20 protein-coding genes are annotated in these 22,311 nt (G+C 61.7%); 17 read left to right on the top strand and 3 right to left on the bottom strand.

Annotation, left to right across the window (positions count from 1 at the left end; genetic code table 11):
- Positions 1-50: 50 nt before the first annotated feature.
- The gene (locus tag H7847_RS06180) at positions 51-929 is read right to left on the bottom strand and encodes an AraC family transcriptional regulator (RefSeq protein WP_227268519.1); all 879 of its coding nucleotides are present in this window, start codon (positions 927-929) and stop codon (positions 51-53) included.
- A gap of 468 nt (positions 930-1,397) precedes the next feature.
- Here H7847_RS06180 and H7847_RS06175 point away from each other — a divergent pair, with 468 nt between their 5' ends.
- The 12 genes from H7847_RS06175 to H7847_RS06120 all read left to right on the top strand — a co-directional run bounded on the left by H7847_RS06175 (position 1,398) and on the right by H7847_RS06120 (position 13,419).
- Positions 1,398-2,717, top strand: a complete 1,320-nt coding sequence (locus tag H7847_RS06175; RefSeq protein ID WP_227268518.1) for an ABC transporter substrate-binding protein — start codon at positions 1,398-1,400, stop codon at positions 2,715-2,717.
- 93 nt (positions 2,718-2,810) lie between these two features.
- Positions 2,811-3,758: a carbohydrate ABC transporter permease gene (locus H7847_RS06170; RefSeq protein WP_227268517.1), complete on the top strand. Its 948-nt coding sequence runs from the start codon at positions 2,811-2,813 to the stop codon at positions 3,756-3,758.
- Positions 3,758-3,898 (top strand): hypothetical protein, encoded by a 141-nt coding sequence (locus H7847_RS06165; RefSeq protein WP_227268516.1) that lies wholly within the window; start codon positions 3,758-3,760, stop codon positions 3,896-3,898. Before H7847_RS06170 ends, H7847_RS06165 begins: the two co-directional genes overlap by 1 nt.
- Positions 3,895-4,833: a carbohydrate ABC transporter permease gene (locus H7847_RS06160; protein WP_227268515.1), complete on the top strand. Its 939-nt coding sequence runs from the start codon at positions 3,895-3,897 to the stop codon at positions 4,831-4,833. Before H7847_RS06165 ends, H7847_RS06160 begins: the two co-directional genes overlap by 4 nt.
- Entirely contained in the window at positions 4,830-5,018 is a 189-nt protein-coding gene (locus H7847_RS06155) for a hypothetical protein (RefSeq protein WP_227268514.1), read from the top strand. The genes H7847_RS06160 and H7847_RS06155 overlap by 4 nt, the downstream gene beginning before the upstream one ends.
- A gap of 4 nt (positions 5,019-5,022) precedes the next feature.
- On the top strand, positions 5,023-6,120 hold the full coding sequence (locus tag H7847_RS06150) for an ABC transporter ATP-binding protein (RefSeq protein ID WP_227268513.1): 1,098 nt from the start codon (positions 5,023-5,025) through the stop codon (positions 6,118-6,120).
- Positions 6,113-7,108: an ABC transporter ATP-binding protein gene (locus tag H7847_RS06145; RefSeq protein WP_227268512.1), complete on the top strand. Its 996-nt coding sequence runs from the start codon at positions 6,113-6,115 to the stop codon at positions 7,106-7,108. The genes H7847_RS06150 and H7847_RS06145 overlap by 8 nt, the downstream gene beginning before the upstream one ends.
- 14 nt (positions 7,109-7,122) lie before the next feature.
- Positions 7,123-8,748, top strand: coding sequence for a dihydroxyacetone kinase subunit DhaK (locus tag H7847_RS06140; RefSeq protein WP_227268511.1), 1,626 nt, complete (start codon positions 7,123-7,125; stop codon positions 8,746-8,748).
- A gap of 17 nt (positions 8,749-8,765) precedes the next feature.
- The gene (locus H7847_RS06135; protein WP_227268510.1) at positions 8,766-9,821 is read left to right on the top strand and encodes a LacI family DNA-binding transcriptional regulator; all 1,056 of its coding nucleotides are present in this window, start codon (positions 8,766-8,768) and stop codon (positions 9,819-9,821) included.
- A gap of 24 nt (positions 9,822-9,845) precedes the next feature.
- A complete protein-coding gene (locus H7847_RS06130; RefSeq protein WP_227268509.1) occupies positions 9,846-10,901 on the top strand; it encodes a sugar phosphate isomerase/epimerase family protein in 1,056 nt (351 codons plus the stop codon).
- Position 10,902: 1 nt separating this feature from the next.
- Complete coding sequence (locus H7847_RS06125) at positions 10,903-12,027, top strand: Gfo/Idh/MocA family protein (protein WP_227268508.1); 1,125 nt, start codon at positions 10,903-10,905, stop codon at positions 12,025-12,027.
- Between the two features lie 69 nt (positions 12,028-12,096).
- A complete protein-coding gene (locus tag H7847_RS06120) occupies positions 12,097-13,419 on the top strand; it encodes a cytochrome-c peroxidase (protein WP_227268507.1) in 1,323 nt (440 codons plus the stop codon).
- On the opposite strand, the gene H7847_RS06115 is transcribed toward H7847_RS06120, so the two are convergent.
- Positions 13,416-14,900, bottom strand: coding sequence for a CRTAC1 family protein (locus tag H7847_RS06115; RefSeq protein ID WP_227268506.1), 1,485 nt, complete (start codon positions 14,898-14,900; stop codon positions 13,416-13,418). The two genes, H7847_RS06120 and H7847_RS06115, sit on opposite strands and share 4 nt — an antisense overlap.
- A complete protein-coding gene (locus H7847_RS06110) occupies positions 14,897-16,165 on the bottom strand; it encodes an ROK family transcriptional regulator (RefSeq protein WP_227268505.1) in 1,269 nt (422 codons plus the stop codon). Before H7847_RS06110 ends, H7847_RS06115 begins: the two co-directional genes overlap by 4 nt.
- A gap of 200 nt (positions 16,166-16,365) precedes the next feature.
- Between H7847_RS06110 and xylF the strand changes: the two genes are divergently transcribed.
- From xylF to xylA, 5 genes are all read left to right on the top strand, one after another.
- A complete protein-coding gene (xylF, locus tag H7847_RS06105; protein WP_227268504.1) occupies positions 16,366-17,400 on the top strand; it encodes a D-xylose ABC transporter substrate-binding protein in 1,035 nt (344 codons plus the stop codon).
- Between the two features lie 122 nt (positions 17,401-17,522).
- Positions 17,523-18,815, top strand: coding sequence for a sugar ABC transporter permease (locus H7847_RS06100; RefSeq protein ID WP_227268503.1), 1,293 nt, complete (start codon positions 17,523-17,525; stop codon positions 18,813-18,815).
- Positions 18,816-19,562 (top strand): ATP-binding cassette domain-containing protein, encoded by a 747-nt coding sequence (locus H7847_RS06095; protein ID WP_227268502.1) that lies wholly within the window; start codon positions 18,816-18,818, stop codon positions 19,560-19,562.
- Positions 19,559-20,995: a xylulokinase gene (xylB, locus tag H7847_RS06090; protein WP_227268501.1), complete on the top strand. Its 1,437-nt coding sequence runs from the start codon at positions 19,559-19,561 to the stop codon at positions 20,993-20,995. The genes H7847_RS06095 and xylB overlap by 4 nt, the downstream gene beginning before the upstream one ends.
- A gap of 3 nt (positions 20,996-20,998) precedes the next feature.
- Positions 20,999-22,300, top strand: coding sequence for a xylose isomerase (xylA, locus tag H7847_RS06085; RefSeq protein ID WP_227268500.1), 1,302 nt, complete (start codon positions 20,999-21,001; stop codon positions 22,298-22,300).
- The last annotated feature ends 11 nt before the right edge of the window (positions 22,301-22,311 follow it).

The following is a 22,311-nucleotide window of genomic DNA, read 5'->3' as shown; positions in this document are numbered from 1 at the left end:
AACCGGCCTGCGTGATTTTTGAAGGATACTGCTTTTTGACCAGAACGGCTTTAGCCGGCGCGGTATTGCCGCGGGGTCTGGCCCGTGACCTTTTTGAAACTCCGCGAAAAATGGGCCTGATCGGCAAAGCCGCAGGCCAACGCGATGTCCCCCAGGGGACGGCTGTCCTCTTCGATCATCTTGGCCGCCTGCTCGATCCGGTAGGCGAGAACATATTGCATCGGGGTCGACCCCATCGTCTGCTTGAACACCCGGGCAAAATGAGAAGGGCTGAGGCCTGCCTGCTGTGCCAGGTCATCCACCGAAATGGTCTGATCAAGCCGGGCCCGGATATAGGCCAGAATGCGTTTGTAATGGGCGGAGGTGAAACGCGCACTCAGCGAGACCTCTTCGGGTCGCCGCTGGCCGTAGCGCTGCAAGAGTTTCACCAGAAACACGCGGCTCATCGCTTCGAACATCACACCGGAGGTGATGTTGTCCTCTGACAGGGCATCCCGCAGCATGACACCGGCCACACAAAGATCAGCGTCAGAGAACTGCGGCAGATCCCGCAACTGTCGGCTGTGCAGAAGCATGCCCAGTTCTCGTTCTGCAAAGCGTTCCACCTTGGCAGGATCAAGCGTCACGACAACCACATCCGATGTTTCAAACCAGCGCCAGCCTGAACGGACCCCGGCAGGTGTCACGATGATTTCATTTTTACGGAATGTGAAATCCCGCATCACGCCATCACGCGTATTCTGCACCCTGTGTGGTTGCTCTTTAAGATTCAAAAGAATGTGGTGTTCGGCAAATACATCCTCAGCCATGCGGTCTGGTGCCGCCTGAAAATACTGCACAGACATCAATGACGCCGCCGAGATGTGTTTCATACCGTCGCTGTCGTACAGCGGCAGCGACGGGTAGATATCCTGATAGCGCCGGGACATGGATAATGTTACCTCTTGCGCACTCTCCGGGGGAGCCTGCGCGTTGCAACTGGTGAAACGAAGCATTCCGGAACACCGTCGCAGTTCTAGGTAGGATACAGAAATCCCTCTAACAAGACAGCGCAAGCGCCTCGTTGAAAAATGTGGATTCCGGTTGGCCCCTGTCCGGGTTTGCAACTTGGCACTGGCAATGCTGCCTTTTTGATCCATGGCCATTCTGACTTCTGGCCGTAACCCGTCATTGAACCACGACCGGATAGAGGCTCAATCCGCGCACCGGTCCGCTAAATTCCGAATGAGTTTATCCAAATAAAATCAAAATATTATCAGCCTTCACCCCTAACCCTGAGGGGCGCACCTCAAAAAATGAGTAGACATGAGGTGCGCCCCTCAAATAGCGTTCCAGAGGTCAGGTTGACGATTCGGCGATCAGAATAACAAGCCGATTTCACACTGGGAGGAGAATGAATGAAAACCTTTAAACTGGCATCCGCCAGCGCAATTGCCCTTGCCGCCGCATCCTTTGCGGGCAGCGCGCAAGCCGAAGAATTAACGCTCTGCTGGGCCGCTTGGGATCCTGCCAACGCCCTCGTGGAACTGAGCAAGGAGTTCGAGGCACAATCAGGCCACACCATGAGCTTTGAGTTCATCCCATGGCCCAATTTCGCGGACCGCATGCTGAATGAATTGAACTCGGGCGGGAAGCTCTGCGACCTGCTGATCGGTGACAGCCAATGGATCGGCGGCGGGGCCGAGAACGGCCATTACGTCAAGTTGAACGATTTCTTTGACGCCGAAGGCATCTCCATGAGCGATTTCGCCGATGCGACCGTCTACGCCTATTCGACATGGCCCAAAGGATCAGAGAACTACTACGCCCTGCCCGCCATGGGGGATGCGAACGGTTGGTTTTACCGCAAGGACTGGTTCGCGCGGGATGACATCCGTGCGGCCTTCCTGGAGGCCACGGGCCGCGAATTGGGCGAGCCGCAAACCCAAAAGGAAATGCTGGAGATCGCACAATTCTTCCAGGGCCGCGAGATTGACGGTCAGACGGTTTACGGGGCCGCCATCTTTACCGAACGGGGCTCTGAGGGGATCACGATGGGCGTGACATCCGCGCTCTACCCTTGGGGCTTTAAATACGAGAACACGCCCGGTTCTTATGACATGGAAGGGGCCGTGAACTCCGCGGAAGCTGTCGAAGCGCTTGAATTCTATAAAGAGTTCTACGAGACGGCAACTCCGCCGGGCTACACGAACTCCTATATGGGGGAAAGCCTTGACGCGTTCAAATCCGGTCAGGTGGCCATGGCGATGAACTGGTTTGCGTTCTTTCCCGGCCTCTATGCCGACCCGAACACGGGCGGCGACAAGATCGACTTCTTCGTGAACCCGCCGCAGAATCAGGCCGGCTCCACGCTGGGGGGTCAGGGGATTTCGGTGGTCGCTTATTCCGACAAGCAGGATGCCGCCCTTGAGTACATCAAGTGGTTCGCACAGCCGGATGTGCAGCAGAAATGGTGGGATCTGGGCGGCTATTCGGCCCATAAGGCTGTGCTGGAAAGCCCCGATTTCGTGGACAGCGCCCCCTTTGCCGGGGATTTCCTCGAGGCCATGGGCGCGGTACAGGATTTCTGGCAGGAACCTGCCTATGCCGAACTGCTGCTGGCCATGCAGAAACGCATCCACGACTACGTCGTGGCCGATCAAGGCACGGCCCAGGAAGCCCTGGACAAGCTGATCGAAGACTGGACAGAGACCTTCGAGGACGAAGGCAAGCTCTGAAAATCAACGTGAGGTGGGGCACGCACCCGCCTTGCCCCCTTCTCAACCGGCACGTCGGGCACCGCCCGTCTGGCCCCGGGAAAGTTGCGTCTTATGTCAGACACGCCCCTCAATCGCGCCGCCTCGGCCACGCCCCCCTCTGTCGCCCGCAAGATCAGGGGGCTCAGCGACCGGGCCATCGCCTGGATCTTCGTGGGCCCCACGATTTTCCTGTTGCTGGCGATCAACATCTTCCCGCTGATCTGGACGATCAACCTCAGCTTCACCAACTTCCGCGCCAACCGCCCCAACCGCGAGGTCGAATATGTCGGCCTGCGCAACTACGAGCGCATCCTGAACGACAGTGACATCTGGCTGAACATGCAGGCCACCGCACATTTCCTGTTCTGGACGATCTTCTTTCAGGTGCTGATCGGCTTTACGCTGGCCTATCTCATCAACAAGAAATTCAAGGGCAATGATCTCTGGACCACGATCATCGTGCTGCCCATGATGCTGTCGCCGGCTGTTGTCGGCAACTTCTGGAAATTCCTCTACCAGCCGCAGATCGGGCTCTTTAATTACATTGTGGCGTTTTTCACCGGCAAGGAGCCGTCGAGTTTCGAAATGCTGGGCTCCGTCGATCTGGCCCCCTGGTCCATCGTGATCGTGGACACCTGGATGTGGACGCCGTTTGTGATGCTGATCTGCCTCGCAGGGCTCCGCTCCATCCCCGATTACATCTACGAGGCGGCGGAGGTGGACCGCGCCTCGAAGCTGCGGCAGTTCTTCACCATCACCATCCCGATGATCCTGCCGTTCCTGATGCTGGCGGTGCTGTTTCGCGGCATCGAGAACTTCAAGATGTTCGATCTGGTGGTGCAGCTGACTGGCAGGGGCCCCGGATCGACCACCGAACTGACCTCGATCAACCTCAAACGCGAAGCCTTCGAGAAATGGCGCACGGGCTATGCCTCCGCCTACGCCATCATCCTCTTTGTCACCGTGTTCGGTCTGGCCAGCATCTACGTCAAAGCTCTGAACAAAGTGAAGGAACGGTGATGTCCGTCAGCGAAATCCGTTTGCCCAAACGCAGGCTGCGCGAAGCGGCGCCGCTCTCCAGAGTGGCCACTGCCTGTGCTGCCATGGCCCATCACGCCAACGTCAACGCCGCGCCCGATCACCCGGAGCCCCCCTCATGAGCAGCTTCTCCGTCACCGAACCCAGCAAGCGGTCCAAATGGTTTGCCGGCACGCTGGTGATAACCTACGCGCTGATCACCATGATCCCGCTGGCCTGGATCATGCTCACCGGGTTCAAATCGCCCGCCGATGCCATCAGCTACCCGCCGAAGGTGTTGTTTGAACCGACACTCGAAGGCTACGTCAACCTCTTCACCACCCGCACCCGGCAGACCGATGAGTTCCTCACCGCCAATCCACCGGAGACCTGGTACGAGGAGATCGTGCGCCAATACGACATGGTTATCGCAGGCCCCTCGAAGTTCGGAGAACGCTTCCTCAATTCCGTCATCATCGGCTTTGGCTCGACCTTTCTCAGCATCTTTCTGGGCACCCTCGCGGCCTATGCCTTCAGCCGCTTCAAGATCCCGCTGGCCGATGACTTGCTGTTCTTCATCCTCAGTACAAGGATGATGCCGCCCATCGCCGTGGCGATCCCGATCTTTCTGATGTACCGCCAATTGGGCCTGTCGGACACGCATCTGGGCATGATCCTGCTCTATACGGCGGTGAACATCAGCCTCGCGGTCTGGCTGCTGAAAGGCTTCATCGACGAAATCCCCCGCGAATACGAAGAAGCCGCCCTCATCGACGGCTACACCCGCTTCCAGGCCTTCTACAAAGTCGTCCTTCCCCAGGCCGCCACCGGCATCGCCTCCACCGCGATCTTCTGCCTGATCTTTGCCTGGAACGAATACGCCTTCGCGGTACTGCTCACGTCCGGCACCGCGCAAACCGCGCCGCCCTTCATCCCCACGATCATCGGCGTGGGCGGTCTCGACTGGCCCGCCGTGGCCGCAGGGGCCACCATCTTCCTGCTGCCGGTCATGATCTTCACCGTCGCCCTGCGCAAACACCTGCTGCGCGGCATCACCTTCGGAGCGGTCCGCAAATGAGAAACTTCGTCTCTGGCCTTCTTTGTCTGCGCCGTGGCCCGTGGGAGATCGTGGCCACCGTGCTGATCGCCCTTGGTGTCTTCATGCTGATGCAACCCTTCGTGATGTGGGCCTTCACCTACTCCTTCATCACAACGCTGGTTGGTACGGTGATGTTCATCATCGTCAGCCACTTCCCGGAGTAGCCCCTTGGCCCAGATCATCATCAAAAACATCCGCAAGGAATTCGGCGATTTCACCGCTGTCAAGGAAAGCTCGTTTACCATCGAGGACGGCGAGTTCTTCATGCTGCTGGGCCCCTCGGGCTGCGGCAAGACCACCACCCTGCGCATGATCGCGGGGCTGGAACTGCCCACCAGTGGTGAGATTTACCTCGACGGTGAGGAGATCAGCCAAAAGCCCCCCAGCCAGCGCGATATTGCCTTTGTCTTCCAGATGTTCGCGCTCTACCCACATATGAATGTCTACAAGAACCTCAGCTATCCGCTGGTCAGCCAGGGCATGGCACGCCGGGACGTGCGTGCAAAGGTGGATGAGGTGGCCGGCATCCTCGGCATCGAGGGCATCCTGAAAAAACCGGTGGGCGGGCTGTCGGGGGGGGACCGGCAGCGCGTCGCTCTGGGCCGGGCCATCGTGCGCGACCCGAAGGCCTTCATGATGGACGAGCCCCTGGGCGCGCTCGACGCGGAATTCCGCGAGCGCATGTCCGAAGAGCTGCGCGCCCTGCACGACCGGATGAACGCCACGACGGTCTACGTGACCCACGACCAGCTCGAGGCGATGCAGATGGGCGACAAGATCGTGGTGATGAACAATGCCGTCGTCGAACAGTTCGGCACCCCGCAAGAAATCTACGACAAGCCCGCGACTATGTTCGTCGCGGATTTCATCGGCTCGCCCTCGATGAATTTCCTCGGCTTTGACGGCAAGGTCGCTGAAGGGGCGCAAAGCGTTGAGTTGAACGGCCAGACCCTTGGTGTGCCGCAGCAAAGGCAGGGGGCCGACGGCAAGCTTGTCTTTGGTGTCCGACCCGAGCACGTGAAGCTGACCGACAGCGGCGGCTATCGCGGGGAGGTGATTGCGACAGAGTACCTCGGCACAACACAGATCATCACGCTGGAGACCGCCAATGGCGAGATCAAGGCGCGGGTCCCGGCAGGACAGGTGGCGACCGTCGGTGAAACGGTCGGGTTGGGATTTGACGCCAGAACCATCACGCTTTTCGAGCAAGCCAGCGGGCAGGCGTTGCGATCAGAGTTGAACCACGAGGTGCTGACCCATGGCTGAAGTCATCCTCAGAGGTGTCTCGAAATCTTTCGGGGCCACGGCCGCCGTCACCGACGTCGACATGACGATCCCGGACGGGGCTTTCGTCGTGCTGCTGGGGCCGACGGGGGCGGGCAAGACCACGACATTGCGTTTGATTTCAGGGCTGGAAAAGCTCGACGCGGGCGAGATCAGCATCGGCGGGCGGGCGGTCAAAGATGAGACACCGGCGCAGCGCGATGTGGCGATGGTGTTCCAGCAGTATTCGCTTTATCCGCATCTGACCGTGCGCGAGAATCTGGAGTTTCCGCTGAAATCCCCGATCCTCAAGACCCCCAAGGAGGAGATCGCCCGCAAGGTGGGTGAGGTGGCGGACGTGCTGCAAATCTCCCACAAGCTCGAAAACAAGGCCACGGCCTTGTCGGGCGGCGAGATGCAGCGGGTCTCCATCGGGCGGGCGCTGGTGCGTGATCCCCAAGTCTACCTGATGGACGAACCCTTGAGCTCGCTTGATGCCAAGCTGCGGACCGATCTCAGGATCGAGCTGAAACGCATACAGGCCAGCCTGGGGGCCACGATCCTTTATGTGACCCATGACCAGATCGAGGCGATGACCATGGCCACCCATGTGGGCGTGCTGAACGCAGGCAGGTTGGTGCAATACGGCACCCCGCGCGAGATCTACGAAAACCCGAACTCGGTCTATGTGGCCTCCCGGCTGGGCCTGCCACGGATCAACATTCTGCCGGGCGACCTTTTTGGCCCAGCGCCCAAAGGCGCGCATCAGATCGGTCTGCGGCCCGAGCATGTCACCCAGGGCGAAGGCCGGGAGGCGACCGTCGGACGGATCGAACGTCTGGGCGATCACACCCGCCTGCATCTGAGCCTTGAGGGTCACGACATCATAACGCTCGCAGACCCGCATGCCGAGTACACCCCCGGTACCCACGTCAAGATCGCGCCCCGCGAACCCCTGTGCTTTGACGCGTCCGGCGACCGAATTTACTGAAGGGAGACAAGAGGATGGCGCAGTTTATCAATGATAGGGAAACGCTTGTCACAGATGCAATCGACGGCGTTCTGGCCAGCGCGGGCGGGGCCCTCTGCCGCCTCGATGGCTATCCCCATATCAAGGTTGTCTGCCGCACGGATTGGGACAAATCCCGCGTGGCCCTGATCTCCGGCGGGGGGTCGGGCCACGAGCCGGCGCACGCAGGATTTGTGGGCCAGGGCATGCTGACAGCCGCCGTCTGCGGCGAGGTCTTTGCCTCTCCTTCCGTCGATGCGGTGCTGGCGGGTATCCTTGCGGTCACCGGCCCGGCGGGCTGTCTGCTGATCGTCAAGAACTACACCGGCGACCGGCTCAATTTCGGTCTTGCGGCAGAGCGCGCGCGTGCCTTTGGCCTGAAGGTCTCGATGGTGGTGGTCGATGATGACATCGCCCTGCCCGACCTGCCACAACCCCGCGGTGTTGCGGGCACGCTCTTTGTGCACAAAATTGCCGGCGCGCTGGCCGAGGCTGGTGCCGATCTGGCAGCGATCACAAAGGCGGCGCAGGCGGCGATTGCCAACATGGCGTCAATTGGCAAATCCCTCGACACCTGCACCGTTCCGGGCTCTGCGAAGGAAAACCGCATCGCCGTGGGCATGGCTGAACTGGGCCTTGGGATCCACGGTGAGGCGGGCGTGGAGCAGGTCGCCTTCAAGGACGCCAAAAACGCCATGGATCTGGTGCTGGAAAAGCTTGAGCCCAAAATCGGGACAGGCCCGCATGTGGCGCTTCTCAACAATCTCGGGGCCACCACGCCACTGGAAATGAGCATCCTCACGCAAGAGCTGGCGACCTCTGCCAGGGCAAAAAACATCCAGTATCTGATCGGACCCGCCCCGTTGATGACATCGCTCGACATGCATGGCTTTTCCGTGTCTGTCCTGCCGCTGGACAACAGCACAAAAGCGCATCTGGACGCCCCCGTCGATCTGGCCGCCTGGCCTGGCATGAAGGCGATCACACCGGTGCCGCTGCGCCCCCTGCCCGATGGGCTGAGCCCGATTCAGCCGATCCCGTCGGAGAACGCCAAAACGCGCGCGATCCTTGCGCAGTGCTGTGATCTGCTGATTGCCGCCGAGACGGATCTGAACACGCTGGATGCCAAATCAGGCGATGGCGATACCGGCAGTACGCTTGCCACGGCGGCCCGCGCGTTGAAAGAGGCGCTCGACAGGCTGCCGCTGGCGGATGCAACACAGCTTTTCCGCGCGGTGAGCAATGAATTGAGCCAGACCATGGGGGGATCTTCAGGCGTGATCCTCGCCATCTTCTTTGGGGCGACAGGTGACGCCTGCGCCAGTGGCAAGCCCACAGCCAAGGCGCTGCTGGCCGGGCTGGACCGGATCAGTCAGGTGGGCGGTGCCGGCAAGGGAGATCGCACGATGATCGACGCGCTTGATCCGGCCCTGCGCGCCCTGCCCGAGGGCCTGCAGGCCGCGGCCCATGCCGCCCGTGCCGGCGCCGCCGCGACAGCGTCGATGGGGCGGGCCAAGGCGGGGCGCGCCTCCTACGTGCCGGAGGAGAACCTGCTGGGTCACAATGATCCCGGCGCGGAGGCCGTCGCACGGCTCTTTGAAGGGCTGGCGAAGGCCATGTAAAGACGCAACAGGATCTGATGAAGACAGGACAAGACACCCCTCTGAACCCGACGATCAACGATATTGCGCGGGTCGCCAAAGTCAGCCTGGCCACGGTTGACCGGGTTCTGAACGCGCGCCCCGGCGTGCGGGACAAAACGGTTCAGAAGGTCCACAAGGCGATTGCGGATCTGGGCTATGTGCGCGACACCGCCGCTGCCAATCTGGCGCGCGGGCGCATCTATAATTTCGTCTTCATTCTACCCTCAAACAGCAATGAATTCCTGTCGTCGCTGGAGACGCAGATCGACGCGTTGAGCCGCGGGCTGAGGCACGAACGGACGCGGCTCAGCTTTATCCATGTGGCGGCCTTCGACCCCGTCGCGCTGGCCAAAGCCATCGACAGTCTGGACACGCAGGCCATCGACGGGGTTGCCATCCTCGGCCCCGAGACGCCCTCGGTGCGCGATTCCATTGCGCATCTGAAAGAAAACGGCGTGACGGTGGTCTCCCTGGTGGCGGATATCCCCAGTTCAGAGCGCGATCACTACGTGGGCATCGACAATATCGCCGCAGGCCGAACGGCCGCACAGCTGCTGGGGCGCTTTCTGGGGCCGCAGCAGGGCAAAATCCTGATCCTTACCGGCTCCATGCTGGCCCGCGATCATCTGGAGCGTCGGCTGGGGTTCGACGAGGTCATGGCGCGGGATTTCCCGCATCTTCAGGTGCTCGCTTCACTAGAAGGGCGTGACGATCCCGATCTGATCGAAAGGTTGATCCCCGGCGCGCTCTTCGACAATGGTAACGTGATCGGTATTTATTCATCGGCGGCGGGCAACGAGGGGTTGTTGCGGTTTTTTCGCTCAGGCGCCTGTCATCCCAAGCCGGTCGTGGTGGCGCATGAGCTGACGCCACTGTCGCGGGAGGCACTGGCGGGCGGGCTGTTTGACGCTGTCATCAGCCAGGACACCGGCCATCTTGTGCGCAGCGCCGTGCGCGTGATGCGGGCCAAAAGGGACAAGATGCCGATCAACGCAGCACAGGAGCGTATTCGCATTGATGTCTATCTAAAGGAAAACATGCCTCCCGAATAGGGGGCGGAACTGGGAGGATCCAACATGAAAACGATCAAAGGCCCGGCGCTGTTTCTGGCGCAATTCGCCGGGGATGCGGCCCCATTCAACACGTGGGATACGATCACCAAATGGGCGGCGGACTGCGGCTACAAGGGCGTGCAGGTTCCCAGTTGGGACGCGCGACTTTTCGATCTGGCACAGGCGGCGGAAAGCAAGGATTATTGCGACACCTTCAAAGGTCAGGCAGCGGAGAACGGCATTGAGGTGACCGAGCTTTCGACCCATTTGCAGGGTCAGCTCGTCGCCGTGCATCCCGCCTATGACACCGCCTTTGACGGCTTTGCCGACCCTGCCGTGCATGGCAACCCCGCTGCCCGGCAGACCTGGGCCGTCGATCAGGTGATGAAGGCCATTTCCGCCTCCGCCAACATGGGCATCAAGAACCACGTCTCCTTCTCGGGTGCGCTGGCCTGGCCCTATGTCTACCCCTGGCCGCAGCGGCCTGCGGGCCTCATTGAAACCGCCTTTGATGAGTTGGCCAGGCGCTGGCGGCCCATACTCGACCATGCCGAGGACAATGACGTCAACATCTGCTATGAAATCCACCCCGGCGAAGACCTGCACGATGGCGTGACCTTTGAGATGTTCCTGGAGCGTGTGGACAATCATGCCCGCTGCAACATGCTCTATGATCCGTCACATTTCGTGCTGCAATGCCTCGATTATCTCGATCACATCGACATCTACGCCGAGCGCATCAAGATGTTCCACGTCAAGGACGCGGAGTTCAACCCGACAGGGCGGCAGGGCGTCTATTCGGGCTATCAGCCCTGGGTGGATCGCGCCGGGCGGTTCCGGTCCTTGGGCGACGGGCAGGTGGATTTCGCGGCGATCTTTTCCAAGATGGCCGCCAATGACTTCGACGGCTGGGCGGTTGTGGAATGGGAGTGCTGCCTCAAACATCCCGAAGACGGCGCCCGCGAAGGCGCGCAATTCGTAAAGGATCACATCATCCGCGTGACCGAACGCGCCTTTGACGATTTTGCAGACGGCGGCACCGATGAGGCCGCGAACCGCAAAATGCTGGGGATTTCGTAAGATGGCGCGGATCAGATTGGGAATGGTCGGCGGCGGCAATGAGGCTTTCATCGGCGGGGTGCACCGCATCGCCGCACGCCTTGACGACCGCTATGAGCTGCTTGCGGGCGCCTTGTCCTCAACCCCGGAACGGGCGCAGGCTTCGGGCGCGGCTTTGGGGCTGCCCCGCATCTATGATGACTTCAAACAGATGGCGATCCGCGAGGCGCGCCTGAAAAACGGGATCGAAGCGGTCTCCATCGTGACGCCCAATCATATGCACTACCCGGTGGCGCGCGAATTTATCAAACGCGGCATTCATGTCATCTGCGACAAGCCGCTGACCTCCACGCTCGCGGATGCAAAAAAGCTGGTGAAGGCCGCCGAAAGCGCCGACGCGCTGTTCATCCTGACCCATAACTACACCGGCTATCCGATGGTTCGACAGGCGCGCGAGATGGTGGCCGATGGAGAGATCGGCAAGATCCGCGTGGTTCAGGTGGAGTACCCGCAGGACTGGCTGACCGAGGCGCAGGATTTCAAGCAGGCCGCATGGCGCACCGACCCCGAACGCTCAGGCGCAGGGGGATCGACGGGGGACATCGGCACCCACGCCCATAATCTGGCGCGGTTCATCACCGGGCTGGAGGTGGAAAGCCTCGCCGCCGATCTTGACGCCTTCGTGCAGGGGCGGCGGGTGGATGACAACGGCCATGTGATGCTGCGCTTCGAGGGCGGCGCCAAGGGCATGCTCTGGTGCAGCCAGGTGGCCCCCGGCAATGAAAACGCCCTGCGCATTCGCGTCTATGGCGACAAGGGGGGGCTGGAATGGGCGCAGGAAGACCCGAATTATCTGTGGCACACCCCGCTGGGGGCCCCCAAGCGGCTCATCACCCGCAATGGCGCAGGCGCAGGCGAGGCCGCCGCGCGGATGAGCCGTGTACCGCCCGGCCACCCCGAAGGCTATCTGGAGGGCTTTGCCAATATCTATGCAGAGGCTGCCGATGCCATCGAGGCGCGTCGCGACGGGCGCGCGCCCGGGGCCGACGTGCTCTATCCCACGATCCTTGATGGGTTACGCGGGATGGAGTTCATCGACGCCTGTGTCCGGTCCTCTGCCCGCAACGCGGCCTGGGTCAAGCTGTAGCCCGGCAACGTCGCCCTTTGCAACCCGTATAACAGCCGTGCAAAATGGAGCCAGGAGGTATTTGACCAGATGACAAAGACGTGGCTTTCAGGCCTGGTGACCGGGCTTTTCGTGCCGCTGGCCGCTCTGGCGCAGGAGTTGCCACCGCCGCTCTCTGACGCGGACTACCTGCCCGTCAATCCGGCAGAGGCCATGCTGGGGCAGGCCTTGTTTTACGACCCGATCCTGTCGGGCAACAAGACCGTGGCCTGTGCAACCTGTCACCACCCGCGTTTTGGCACGTCGGATGGCGTCTCTCTTTCCATCGGCGATGGCGGGATCGGGCTAGGCCCGGCGCGGCGGGCGGACCCTGACGATCCGCCGGAACAGCGCATCCCCCGCAATTCGCCTGCCCTCTTCAATCTGGGGGCCCGGGACTTCACCGTGATGTTCCATGATGGCAGGCTGGAGGCTGATGCGGCCTCCCCCGGCGGCCTCCGCTCGCCGCTCGATGCCGATATGATGCAAGGGTTTGCCTCGGTGCTCTCCGCGCAGACGATGTTCCCGGTGCTCAGCCGCGACGAGATGGCCGGAAGCTACAACGAAAACGAGATCGGTCAGGCGGTGCGTCAGGGGCGCATCACGGGCCCCGGGGGCGCCTGGGATCTGCTTTCTCAGCGGGTGGCCCAGATCCCGGACTATGCCGCACAGTTTCAAGCCCTCTATCCGCATATCGACACCCCCTCCGATATCGCCTTTACGGATATCTCAAACGCAATTGCGGCCTTCATCGCCTTTGAGTGGCGCTCCGATACCGCACCTTTCGATGCGCTGCTGCGCGGAGAGGTCACGTTTGAAGGCGCGGCTCTCGAAGGGTTGGCGCTTTTCTATGGCAGCGCCGGGTGTGCCACCTGCCATGCAGGCCAGTTTCTGACGGATCACGGGTTTCACGCCATGGGGACGCCCCAGATCGGGCCGGGCAAATCCGCCACCTTTGAGGATCACCAGCGCGACGATGGTCGGTTCCGGGTGACGGGCCGGGCGGAGGACGCCTACGCCTTTCGCACGCCATCCCTGCGCAATGTCGCCGTCACCGGACCTTATGGGCACGCGGGGGCGCATCGAACGCTCGCCGGTTTCATCGCCCACCACGCAGACCCGGTCGCGGAGCTGCAAAACTATGATCCGGCGCAGGCGCTTTTGTCGGGCGCGGTGCCTGATGATTTCGCGATCCTGCAGACCCCCGAGGCCCTGCAGGACATTGCCGCAACCGTCGGGGTGCCTCCCGTTGCCCTTAGCCCGGATGACATCGCGGCGCTGGTGGCGTTTCTGGGCACGCTTACGGATGAGGCGAGCCTTGCAGGCCGTCTTGGCATCCCCGAAACGGTGCCCAGCGGCCTGGCCGTGCCTTAAGGTTTTTCAATCAGATGGGTGCCGCCTGCGCGCGCGGATGTGCGGGTTTGCGTGCCATCGGGCCAATCAACGATGATGGTCGCGTCCTGCGCCTCCCCCACCCCAAAGTGACGCGGCAACAACTGGCCGCCAGCATGTCCGCCGCCGACCACCTGCTGCACGGATTGCGTGGCCTGCCCCGTTTCAACCGTGATCCGCGCGCCAATGGCATCGCGGTTTGCGTTGGCCTGTCGCAGCTCAATGCGCAGCCAGTTCCCGACCTCGGGCGAGACATTGCGATAGAGCTCCAGCGGCGCGCGACGGTTCGAAACGATCAGGTCCAGCCGCCCGTCGCCGTCAAAATCAACCAGCGCCGCGCCACGGGATCGCTGCATCGACGCGACCCCGGCCCGCACCGAGACCTCCTCAAAGCGACCCTCCGGCGTTTGCACCAGCAGATTGTTCGGGTCGCGCGTCGCCATGCCCGGCATCTGATCCACGTTTCCCTTGGCAATGAACAGATCGGCCAGCCCGTCGTTGTTCACATCGCCAAACTCGGCGTGCCACCCGGTGGAGGGACGCCCGTCATCGCCCACATGCGGGCGCTGCGCGTAAGTGCCGATCTCAAACGGGGCGGCTTTGTACCGGCCGTCGCCTTGGGCAATCTGCATCAGTTGATCGCCCATCGAGGTGAGCATCACCTCGTCCAAACCGTCCCCGGTCAGATCGCGGCTGGCAATCCCCATGCCCCACAAGGCCACCGTTTCCCAGCCATCCGCTTCGGTCAGAAAACGACGCTCCGCGATATCCCACATCTGCTCCTGCCCGCCCCGGACGTAGTAGTGCCGGTCGTTCGACAGACGCAGGGCCATCTTTCCGCGTGCGTCACGGGCCGCGAGGATCGACAGCGCGCAAAACCCCGGTGCCAGCGTCATGGCATCATAGCCATCGGTCTTTGGAAAAAGGATGCGATGATCGTCACAGGCCTCGAACGGACCATCGGGGGCGCTGCGATCCACGTAATTGCCCACGGCCAGCACCGGTTTGGTCGTTTCGTCCTCCCACCAGGCGGTGAAAGCGGTGCTCCAGGCCGTATCTCCGGGCACGCCCCACAGATCATCTGCCCGCTCGAAACGGCAGGAGGGGTGCCCGCGCAGTACCACATTCGCGCCGACGCGCAGCACAAAGAGATCCTTGATCCCATCCGCATCAATGTCCAGCGGATAGGCACCCGTGACATGCGTCAAGGCCGGCAGATCGGCGGTTTCAAACCGGAATGCCCCCTTGTTGACGATCAGCTTGGCCGGGTTTTCGCCTCCGGCGGCAAAGATATCCGCAAGCCCGTCCCCATTGCAGTCGAACACGGCCAGACCGCCACCGACAAAATGCTCCCAGCCTCCCTCATAGGTATGAGGTGGCAGCGCGGCCGAGCGGTCTTCAAACAGCACCTCGGCGCTGCCCTGCTGCGCCACCAGACAGGTCAGGAGGCACAGCAATCTCATGCCGCGCGCATCTCATCAATCAACGTGGCCGTCACCGAGGACAAGGCCAAGGCAGACGCGCCGCGCGCCCAGACCAGATCGTCCCAGGCATTGACCGCAACCCGGCAGGATTGCCGCCCCTCGTTGAGGGTCAGTTTCTCCATCGTGTCGAGCACCTCCTCGGCGTAGAAATAATCATTCTGCATGCGCTCGCCCGACAGGATAATCAGCTCGGGATCAAAGAGTTGCACAACATTCGACAGACCAAGTGACAGATATTTCCCAGCCCGGCGAAAGATCGTCTCAGCCGCAGTATGACCGGATTTTGCCCGCTCGAAGAGGGTTGCCAGGACATCTTCGGGGTTTTTGCTGGTATCGAAACTATGGCCAAGCGCCGTGGCGGCCTCGCGGATCAGCGCGTAATCCGCCACATAGGCCTCCAGACAGCCCCGTTGCCCGCATTGGCAAAGTGCGCCGTCCAGTTGCACCTTGGTATGCCCCAGCTCCAGCCCCATGCCATGGGCCCCGCGGTAAAGCTGATTGCGCAGCACCAGCCCCATGCCCACCCCGCTTTCCACGGTCACAACCGCAAAATCCGACATTGCACGACCTTCGCCAAACCAAAGCTCCGCGAGGGTCAGCATATTGGCGTCATTGTCCAACAACAGTGGCATGCCAAAGCGTTCAGAAAAGGCGGCCGTCAGGTCTTCGTTGCGGACCTCCAGCAAGGAGGACCACGCCACCGTACCGGTTGAGTGATCGATGATGCCGGGCATGCCGATCCCCATCGCCTTGATGTCCGATGGTGATATGCCGCTCTCCTTGAGCAGCCGGTCCACGAGGTTTTGCGTTTCCTGCAACAGTTGCGCCATCGGCCTGCGCGTATCGCCAGAGGGGAAAGAAGCATCCGCAATGACCTTGCCCGCAAAATCCGCAAGCACGGCCGTATGGCGGTTGAAGGCCAGCTTGATGCCGATCACATAGGCCGCATTCGGCACAACTTCGAGCCCGACCTTGGGGCGCCCGCGCCCGGTTTCGCGCGCGCGCCCCTCGAATTCACGCAAAAAGCCGCTGGTGATCAGATCAGCCGTGAGGGTTGTGGCCGATCCCGGGCTGATGCCAAGAGCCGTCGTGATATCCGCCCGCGCCGCCTGCCCGTGCGCGCGCACATACTCAAAGACTTGTTGCCGCAGGGAAAATGCGTTCTCCCCGCTCCCCTGCAACAAAGGCCCACAGCCGTCCCGCGGCGTTGTGAGCGCGCGGCTTAAAATTATTTTTTCGTTCAAAATAAAAACCCCCTCCACATTACAGCGTACCGTCAAATCAACTTAAAACAAGTGGGTATCGTATGGGTTTTTCGACATATCGCCTATTTGAGGTATTTTTTATTTTGACACCTAAATTTAATTCAGCAAGACTGCGGAAACGGGTTGAAAACGACTCGGCCCATGTCGTCGGACGGGATGGGCATCACAGGGAGGAAAACATGAAAAAACTGGTAATGGCGGCGGCGGTCAGCCTCGCGTCTTTTGGCACGGCAGCAGTCGCGGAGGGAGATGGCGTCACGGTTGGCGTGAGCTGGTCCAACTTTCAGGAAGAGCGCTGGAAAACCGATGAAGCGGCGATCAAATCCGCTCTCGAGGCGGCCGGGGCCACTTATATCTCGGCGGATGCGCAGTCCTCTTCGGCCAAGCAGCTCTCGGATGTGGAGAGCCTGATTGCACAGGGCGTGGATGCGCTCATCATTCTGGCGCAGGACAGCGCAGCCATCGGCCCGGCTGTTGATGCAGCAGCCGCCGAAGGCATTCCGGTGGTCGGCTATGACCGCCTGATCGAAGACAGCCGGGCATTTTATCTGACGTTCGACAATGTCGAGGTCGGGCGCATGCAGGCGCGGGCCGTGCTGGAGGCCCAACCCTCCGGCCGCTACGTGATGATCAAGGGCTCGCCCACGGATCCCAACGCGGATTTCCTGCGCGGCGGTCAGCAAGAGGTGTTGCAGGCGGCCATTGATGCGGGCGATATCACAATTGTCGATGAAGCCTACACGGATGGATGGCTGCCCGCCAACGCCCAACGCAACATGGAACAGATCCTGACCGCCAATGACAATGGCGTCGATGCGGTTGTCGCCTCCAACGACGGGACTGCGGGTGGTGTTGTCGCCGCGCTGACGGCACAGGGCATGGAAGGCATCCCGGTCTCCGGTCAGGATGGCGATCATGCGGCGCTGAACCGGGTCGCCCTTGGCACGCAGACTGTGTCGGTTTGGAAAGACGCGCGCGCGTTGGGCAAGGCGGCAGGCGAGATAGCCGTGGCCCTCGCGGGCAGCGACGGGGACATGACGGCCGTGGAGGGCAGCACATCGTGGACGTCGCCGGGCGGCACCGAGATGACAGCGCTGTTTCTGGCCCCCGTACCGGTGACAGCAGACAACCTGTCAGCAGTGGTGGACGCAGGCTGGATCACCCAGGAAGCGCTGTGCCAAGGGGTGACGGACGGCCCTGCCCCCTGTAACTGATCCCTCCCTGAGCGCGGCCCGACTGCCACGGGCAAACGAGCCGCGCTCCCTCGCAATTCTCCAAAAATCGATTATCCTCAGGCAGCGCTTGCGACACCGCAAGCGCCAGCGGGAGCCTCACAATGTCCAACAGCGTCACCGACACCCCCTCTTCATCCCCCAAGCGCAGCTTTTTTCAGACGCTGGAACTCGACACGCGTCTGCTGGGTATGATCGGGGCCTTCATTCTTGTGGCCCTCGTTTTCAACATCCTGACGGACGGGCGTTTTCTGACGCCGCGGAACATCTTTAACCTGACCATTCAGACAGTGAGCGTTGCGATCATGGCCACCGGCATGGTGTTTATCATCGTGACACGCCATATCGACCTGTCCGTGGGGGCCGTGCTGGCGGCCTGCTCTGCCTTGATGGCGATGACACAGGTGCGGTTCCTGCCCGAAACGCTGGGGCTGGGCCATTGGGCGATCCCGTGGATCACCATTGCCGTTGGCATCACGCTGGGGGCCGTTATCGGCGCGGTGAACGGATGGTTGGTGGGCTACCAGGGCATCCCCGCCTTTATCGTGACGCTGGGCGGCTTTCTGATCTGGCGCAACGTCGGCTGGTATCAGACCGGCGGGCAGACCATTGGACCGCTGGATCAGACCTTTATGATGTTTGGCGGCATCAACGGAACGCTGGGCGGCACCGCAAGCTGGATCGTCGGCGTTGTGGCCGTGCTCTTTACCATCTTCGCGATCTTCAATGCCCGGCGCACGAAGGCCTCGCATGGCTTTGCGGTCAAACCGCTCTGGGCCGAGGTGGCGCTTGCTGGCATCCTGACCAGTGCCATCGTCGGGTTCATCGCCATCCTCACAAGCTACCAGGTGCCGGAGCGTGTGGTGGCGCGTGACCCGGCCAAATACGGCTGCGAAATCGCCGAGGGCTGCACCCCGGTCTATGGTCTGCCCATCTCCGTGCTGCTGCTGATCGCGATTGCAGCGATCATGACCGTCATCGCCCGCAAGACCCGCTTTGGCCGCTATATCTTTGCTACCGGCGGCAACCCGGACGCGGCAGCCCTTTCGGGGATCAACACGCGTCTGCTCACGGTGAAAATCTTTGCCCTGATGGGCGTGCTATGCGCCATTGCGGCCGTGGTGGCCTCCTCGCGGCTGGCCAACCATTCCAACGACCTGGGCACGCTGGACGAGCTGCGCGTCATCGCCGCCGCCGTCATTGGCGGCACGGCGCTGTCAGGCGGCATCGGTACGATCTACGGCGCAATCCTGGGTGCGCTCATCATGCAATCCCTGCAATCGGGCATGGCCATGGTCGGCGTCGATGCGCCCTTGCAGAACATCGTGGTGGGGGTTGTTCTGGTGGTCGCGGTCTTTATCGATATCCAGTACCGCAAACGTGTGGGAGGCAAGTAGATGGCTCCTCTGGTAGAGATGAAGAACATCTCCATCGCATTTGGCGGTGTGCAGGCGGTGGATGACGTGAGCATCTCGCTGGAGGCGGGCGAGGTGGTGGGGCTGCTGGGGCACAATGGTGCAGGCAAATCCACCCTCATCAAGATCCTCTCGGGGGCTTACAAGATGGACAGCGGCGAGATCTGGATCGATGGCCAAAAGGCGCAGATCACCTCACCGCGCGACGCGCGCGATTACAACATCGAGACGATTTATCAGACTCTGGCACTCGCAGATAATCTGGATGCCGCCTCCAACCTGTTTCTGGGCCGCGAACTGACGACGCCGCTGGGCTTTGTCGACGATGACCGGATGGAGGCGGAGACCCGCAAGATCATGGCCCGGCTGAACCCCAACTTCAAAAAGCTCAAGGAGCCGGTCTCCGCCCTTTCAGGCGGTCAGCGCCAGTCCGTTGCAATTGCGCGGGCGGTCTATTTCAACGCCAAGATTCTCATCATGGATGAGCCAACCGCCGCCCTCGGAGTGCATGAGACAGCGATGGTGGCGGACCTTATTCAGGAGCTGAAGAAACAGGGGCTTGGCATCTTTCTCATCAGCCATGACACGCGCGAGATGATGGAGCTTTGCGACCGTGTGGCGGTGATGAAAAACGGTCGAATGATCGGGGCCGAACGGGTTGAGGACGTCACCGAAGATGATATCCTGTCGATGATCATCCTGGGCAAGAACCCGAAAGTGGCAGCATGACATTCATCGGCCTGGATCTCGGGACCTCCTCTCTCAAGGCGATCCTTATCAACGACCATCAGGAGATTCTGGCCGAACATGCCGTGCCCTTGTCGGTCCAGCGCAAGCACGACGGCTGGTCTGAGCAGGACCCTCAAAGCTGGTGCGATGCCGCCGTCGAAGCGCTCAGCGCCCTGTCCAGCGCAGCAGATTGCAGTGCGGTGCGCGGGATCGGCCTGTCGGGTCACATGCATGGGGCGACCCTGGTCGGGGCAGATGACCGGTCCCTGCGGCCCTGCATGCTCTGGAACGATACGCGCAGCCATCGCCAAGCCACCGAGATGGACGCGGACCCGCAGTTTCGCGAGATCACCGGCAATATCGTCTTTCCGGGGTTCACCGCCCCCAAGGTCGAATGGGTCCGCCAAAACGAGCCGGAGACCTTTAAACAGACCGCAAAAATCTTGCTGCCGAAAGATTTCCTGCGCCTCTTTCTGACCGGAGAGCATGTGTCAGAGATGTCGGACGCCGCAGGCACCTCCTGGCTCGACACGGGCCAGCGGGACTGGTCGACAGCGCTTTTGTCAGCCTGTGCGCTGAGCCGCGATCACATGCCGGCACTCGTCGAAGGGGCGGCGGCATCCGGCACGCTGCGCGCGGGTCTTGCCGCAACCCTTGGTCTGCCGCAGTGTATCATTGCAGGGGGCGCCGGCGACAATGCGGCTGCCGCCATCGGGGCCGGTGTGGTCCGGGATGGCACGGCCTTTTTGTCGCTGGGCACGTCGGGCGTGCTCTTTGCCGCCAATGCAGGCTACCGCCCTGATCCCGCTTCGGCGGTGCACACGTTCTGCCACGCCCTGCCCGACACCTGGCACCAGATGGGCGTGATCCTGGCCGCGACAGACGCGCTGGAATGGTTGTGCCGCCTGACCGGTCAGACAGCCGCCGCGCTGACGCAGGATCTGGGCCCGGTCCGCGCCCCCGGCAAGACCCTGTTTCTGCCCTATCTCGGCGGGGAACGCACGCCACATAACGATGCCGCCATCCGGGGTCAGTTCCTGCATCTGGAGCATGCGACCGACGCCAAGGAAGCCGCCCGCGCCGTCCTCCAGGGGGTCAGCTATGCCTTTGCCGACTGCAAGGCGGCCTTGGCACAGACCGGCACGACCCTCAACCGCGCGCTTGCCCTGGGGGGCGGGACCAAATCCCGACACTGGACGCAGATGCTGGCCAGCACGCTCGATATCACGCTCGACGTGCCCCGAGACGGTGATTTTGGCGCCGCTCTTGGCGCGGCCCGGTTGGGGATGATGGCCAGCACCGGTGCCGGGCCGGAGATCGCCACACAGCCGCCGCTGGATCATTCGGTTGACCCCGATCCGACCCTCGTCCCCGCCATGGCCGAGGGCCATGATCGCTACCAACACGCCTATTCCGTCCTGAAGGATCTTTGAGCTATGACCGACTTTTTCAAGAACATCCCGCCCGTCCGGTTCGAAGGTCCTCAGACCCCGAATGACTTTGCCTTCCGGCACTACAACCCCGATGAGATCGTGATGGGCAAGCCGATGAAGGATCACCTGCGCTTTGCCTGCGCCTACTGGCACAGCTTTGCCTGGCCGGGGGGGGACCCCTTTGGCGGCCAGACCTTCGAGCGGCCATGGTTCGGCGATACGATGGATCTGGCGCGGCTCAAGGCCGATGTGGCCTTTGAGATGTTCCAGATCCTCGGCGTGCCCTATTTCTGCTTTCACGATGCGGATGTGCGGCCCGAGGGGGAGACTTTCGCCGCAAGCCTGCGCAATCTGGAAGAGATCGTCGATTACATTGCCCAAAAGATGGACGAGACCAGCGTCAAACTGCTCTGGGGGACGGCCAATCTCTTTTCGCACCGCCGTTTTATGGCGGGGGCGGCCACCAACCCCGACCCGGAAGTCTTTGCCTATTCGGCCGCGACCATCAAATCCTGCATGGATGCCACGATCAGGCTGGGCGGCGAGAACTACGTGCTCTGGGGCGGGCGCGAGGGCTATGAGACGCTGCTCAACACCGACATGGGCCGGGAACGGGCGCAGGCGGGCCGGATGCTGCAGATGGTGGTCGATTACAAATACAAGACAGGCTTCAAGGGCGCGATCCTGATCGAGCCCAAACCGCAGGAGCCGACCAAGCATCAGTATGACTACGATGTCGCGACAGTCTACGGGTTTCTCAAGGATTTCGGTCTCGAAGGCGAGGTCAAGGTCAACGTCGAACAGGGCCATGCCATTCTTGCGGGCCATTCGTTTGAGCATGAGCTGGCGCTGGCACGCGAACTGGGGATCTTTGGCTCGATCGACATGAACCGCAACGATTACCAATCAGGCTGGGACACCGATCAATTCCCCAACAACGTGCCCGAAATGGCGCTGGCTTATTACGAGGTGCTGCGGGCGGGCGGCTTTACCACCGGCGGGACGAATTTCGATGCCAGGCTGCGCCGCCAGTCGCTGGACCCCGAAGACCTGATCCTGGCACATGTGGGCGGGATGGACGCCTGTGCAGCGGGGCTGAAAGCCGCCGCGGCGATGCTGGAGGATGGCAAGCTCGAAGCGGCGCGGGCGGCACGCTATGCAGGGTGGGACAACGAGACCGGCAAGGCCCTGATGACATCAGACCTCGACAGCATCGCCGCACGGGTGGTCGCGGAAGACATCAACCCCGCCCCCCGTTCGGGCCGTCAGGAGCGGTTGGAGAACTTGGTCAACCGCTACCTCTGAGCTCAACAGCT

The sequence above is a fragment of the Roseobacter weihaiensis genome (assembly GCF_020622345.1).
Classification (GTDB): Bacteria; Pseudomonadota; Alphaproteobacteria; order Rhodobacterales; family Rhodobacteraceae; genus Roseobacter; species Roseobacter weihaiensis.
The sequence above is the reverse complement of the archived record's forward strand: the minus strand, read 5'-3'. Positions and strand labels throughout refer to the sequence as shown.

What these genes read in the sequence shown, in the direction of transcription:
- H7847_RS06155 (WP_227268514.1), top strand. Translation starts at nt 4,830, where the DNA reads ATGAGAAACTTCGTCTCTGGCCTTCTTTGTCTGCGCCGTGGCCCGTGG.
- H7847_RS06135 (WP_227268510.1), top strand. Translation starts at nt 8,766, where the DNA reads ATGAAGACAGGACAAGACACCCCTCTGAACCCGACGATCAACGATATT.
- H7847_RS06115 (WP_227268506.1), bottom strand. Translation starts at nt 14,900, where the DNA reads ATGAGATTGCTGTGCCTCCTGACCTGTCTGGTGGCGCAGCAGGGCAGC.
- H7847_RS06175 (WP_227268518.1), top strand. Translation starts at nt 1,398, where the DNA reads ATGAAAACCTTTAAACTGGCATCCGCCAGCGCAATTGCCCTTGCCGCC.
- xylF (WP_227268504.1), top strand. Translation starts at nt 16,366, where the DNA reads ATGAAAAAACTGGTAATGGCGGCGGCGGTCAGCCTCGCGTCTTTTGGC.
- H7847_RS06095 (WP_227268502.1), top strand. Translation starts at nt 18,816, where the DNA reads ATGGCTCCTCTGGTAGAGATGAAGAACATCTCCATCGCATTTGGCGGT.
- xylB (WP_227268501.1), top strand. Translation starts at nt 19,559, where the DNA reads ATGACATTCATCGGCCTGGATCTCGGGACCTCCTCTCTCAAGGCGATC.
- H7847_RS06145 (WP_227268512.1), top strand. Translation starts at nt 6,113, where the DNA reads ATGGCTGAAGTCATCCTCAGAGGTGTCTCGAAATCTTTCGGGGCCACG.
- H7847_RS06180 (WP_227268519.1), bottom strand. Translation starts at nt 929, where the DNA reads ATGTCCCGGCGCTATCAGGATATCTACCCGTCGCTGCCGCTGTACGAC.
- H7847_RS06120 (WP_227268507.1), top strand. Translation starts at nt 12,097, where the DNA reads ATGACAAAGACGTGGCTTTCAGGCCTGGTGACCGGGCTTTTCGTGCCG.
- xylA (WP_227268500.1), top strand. Translation starts at nt 20,999, where the DNA reads ATGACCGACTTTTTCAAGAACATCCCGCCCGTCCGGTTCGAAGGTCCT.
- H7847_RS06100 (WP_227268503.1), top strand. Translation starts at nt 17,523, where the DNA reads ATGTCCAACAGCGTCACCGACACCCCCTCTTCATCCCCCAAGCGCAGC.
- H7847_RS06160 (WP_227268515.1), top strand. Translation starts at nt 3,895, where the DNA reads ATGAGCAGCTTCTCCGTCACCGAACCCAGCAAGCGGTCCAAATGGTTT.
- H7847_RS06170 (WP_227268517.1), top strand. Translation starts at nt 2,811, where the DNA reads ATGTCAGACACGCCCCTCAATCGCGCCGCCTCGGCCACGCCCCCCTCT.
- H7847_RS06165 (WP_227268516.1), top strand. Translation starts at nt 3,758, where the DNA reads ATGTCCGTCAGCGAAATCCGTTTGCCCAAACGCAGGCTGCGCGAAGCG.
- H7847_RS06140 (WP_227268511.1), top strand. Translation starts at nt 7,123, where the DNA reads ATGGCGCAGTTTATCAATGATAGGGAAACGCTTGTCACAGATGCAATC.
- H7847_RS06125 (WP_227268508.1), top strand. Translation starts at nt 10,903, where the DNA reads ATGGCGCGGATCAGATTGGGAATGGTCGGCGGCGGCAATGAGGCTTTC.
- H7847_RS06130 (WP_227268509.1), top strand. Translation starts at nt 9,846, where the DNA reads ATGAAAACGATCAAAGGCCCGGCGCTGTTTCTGGCGCAATTCGCCGGG.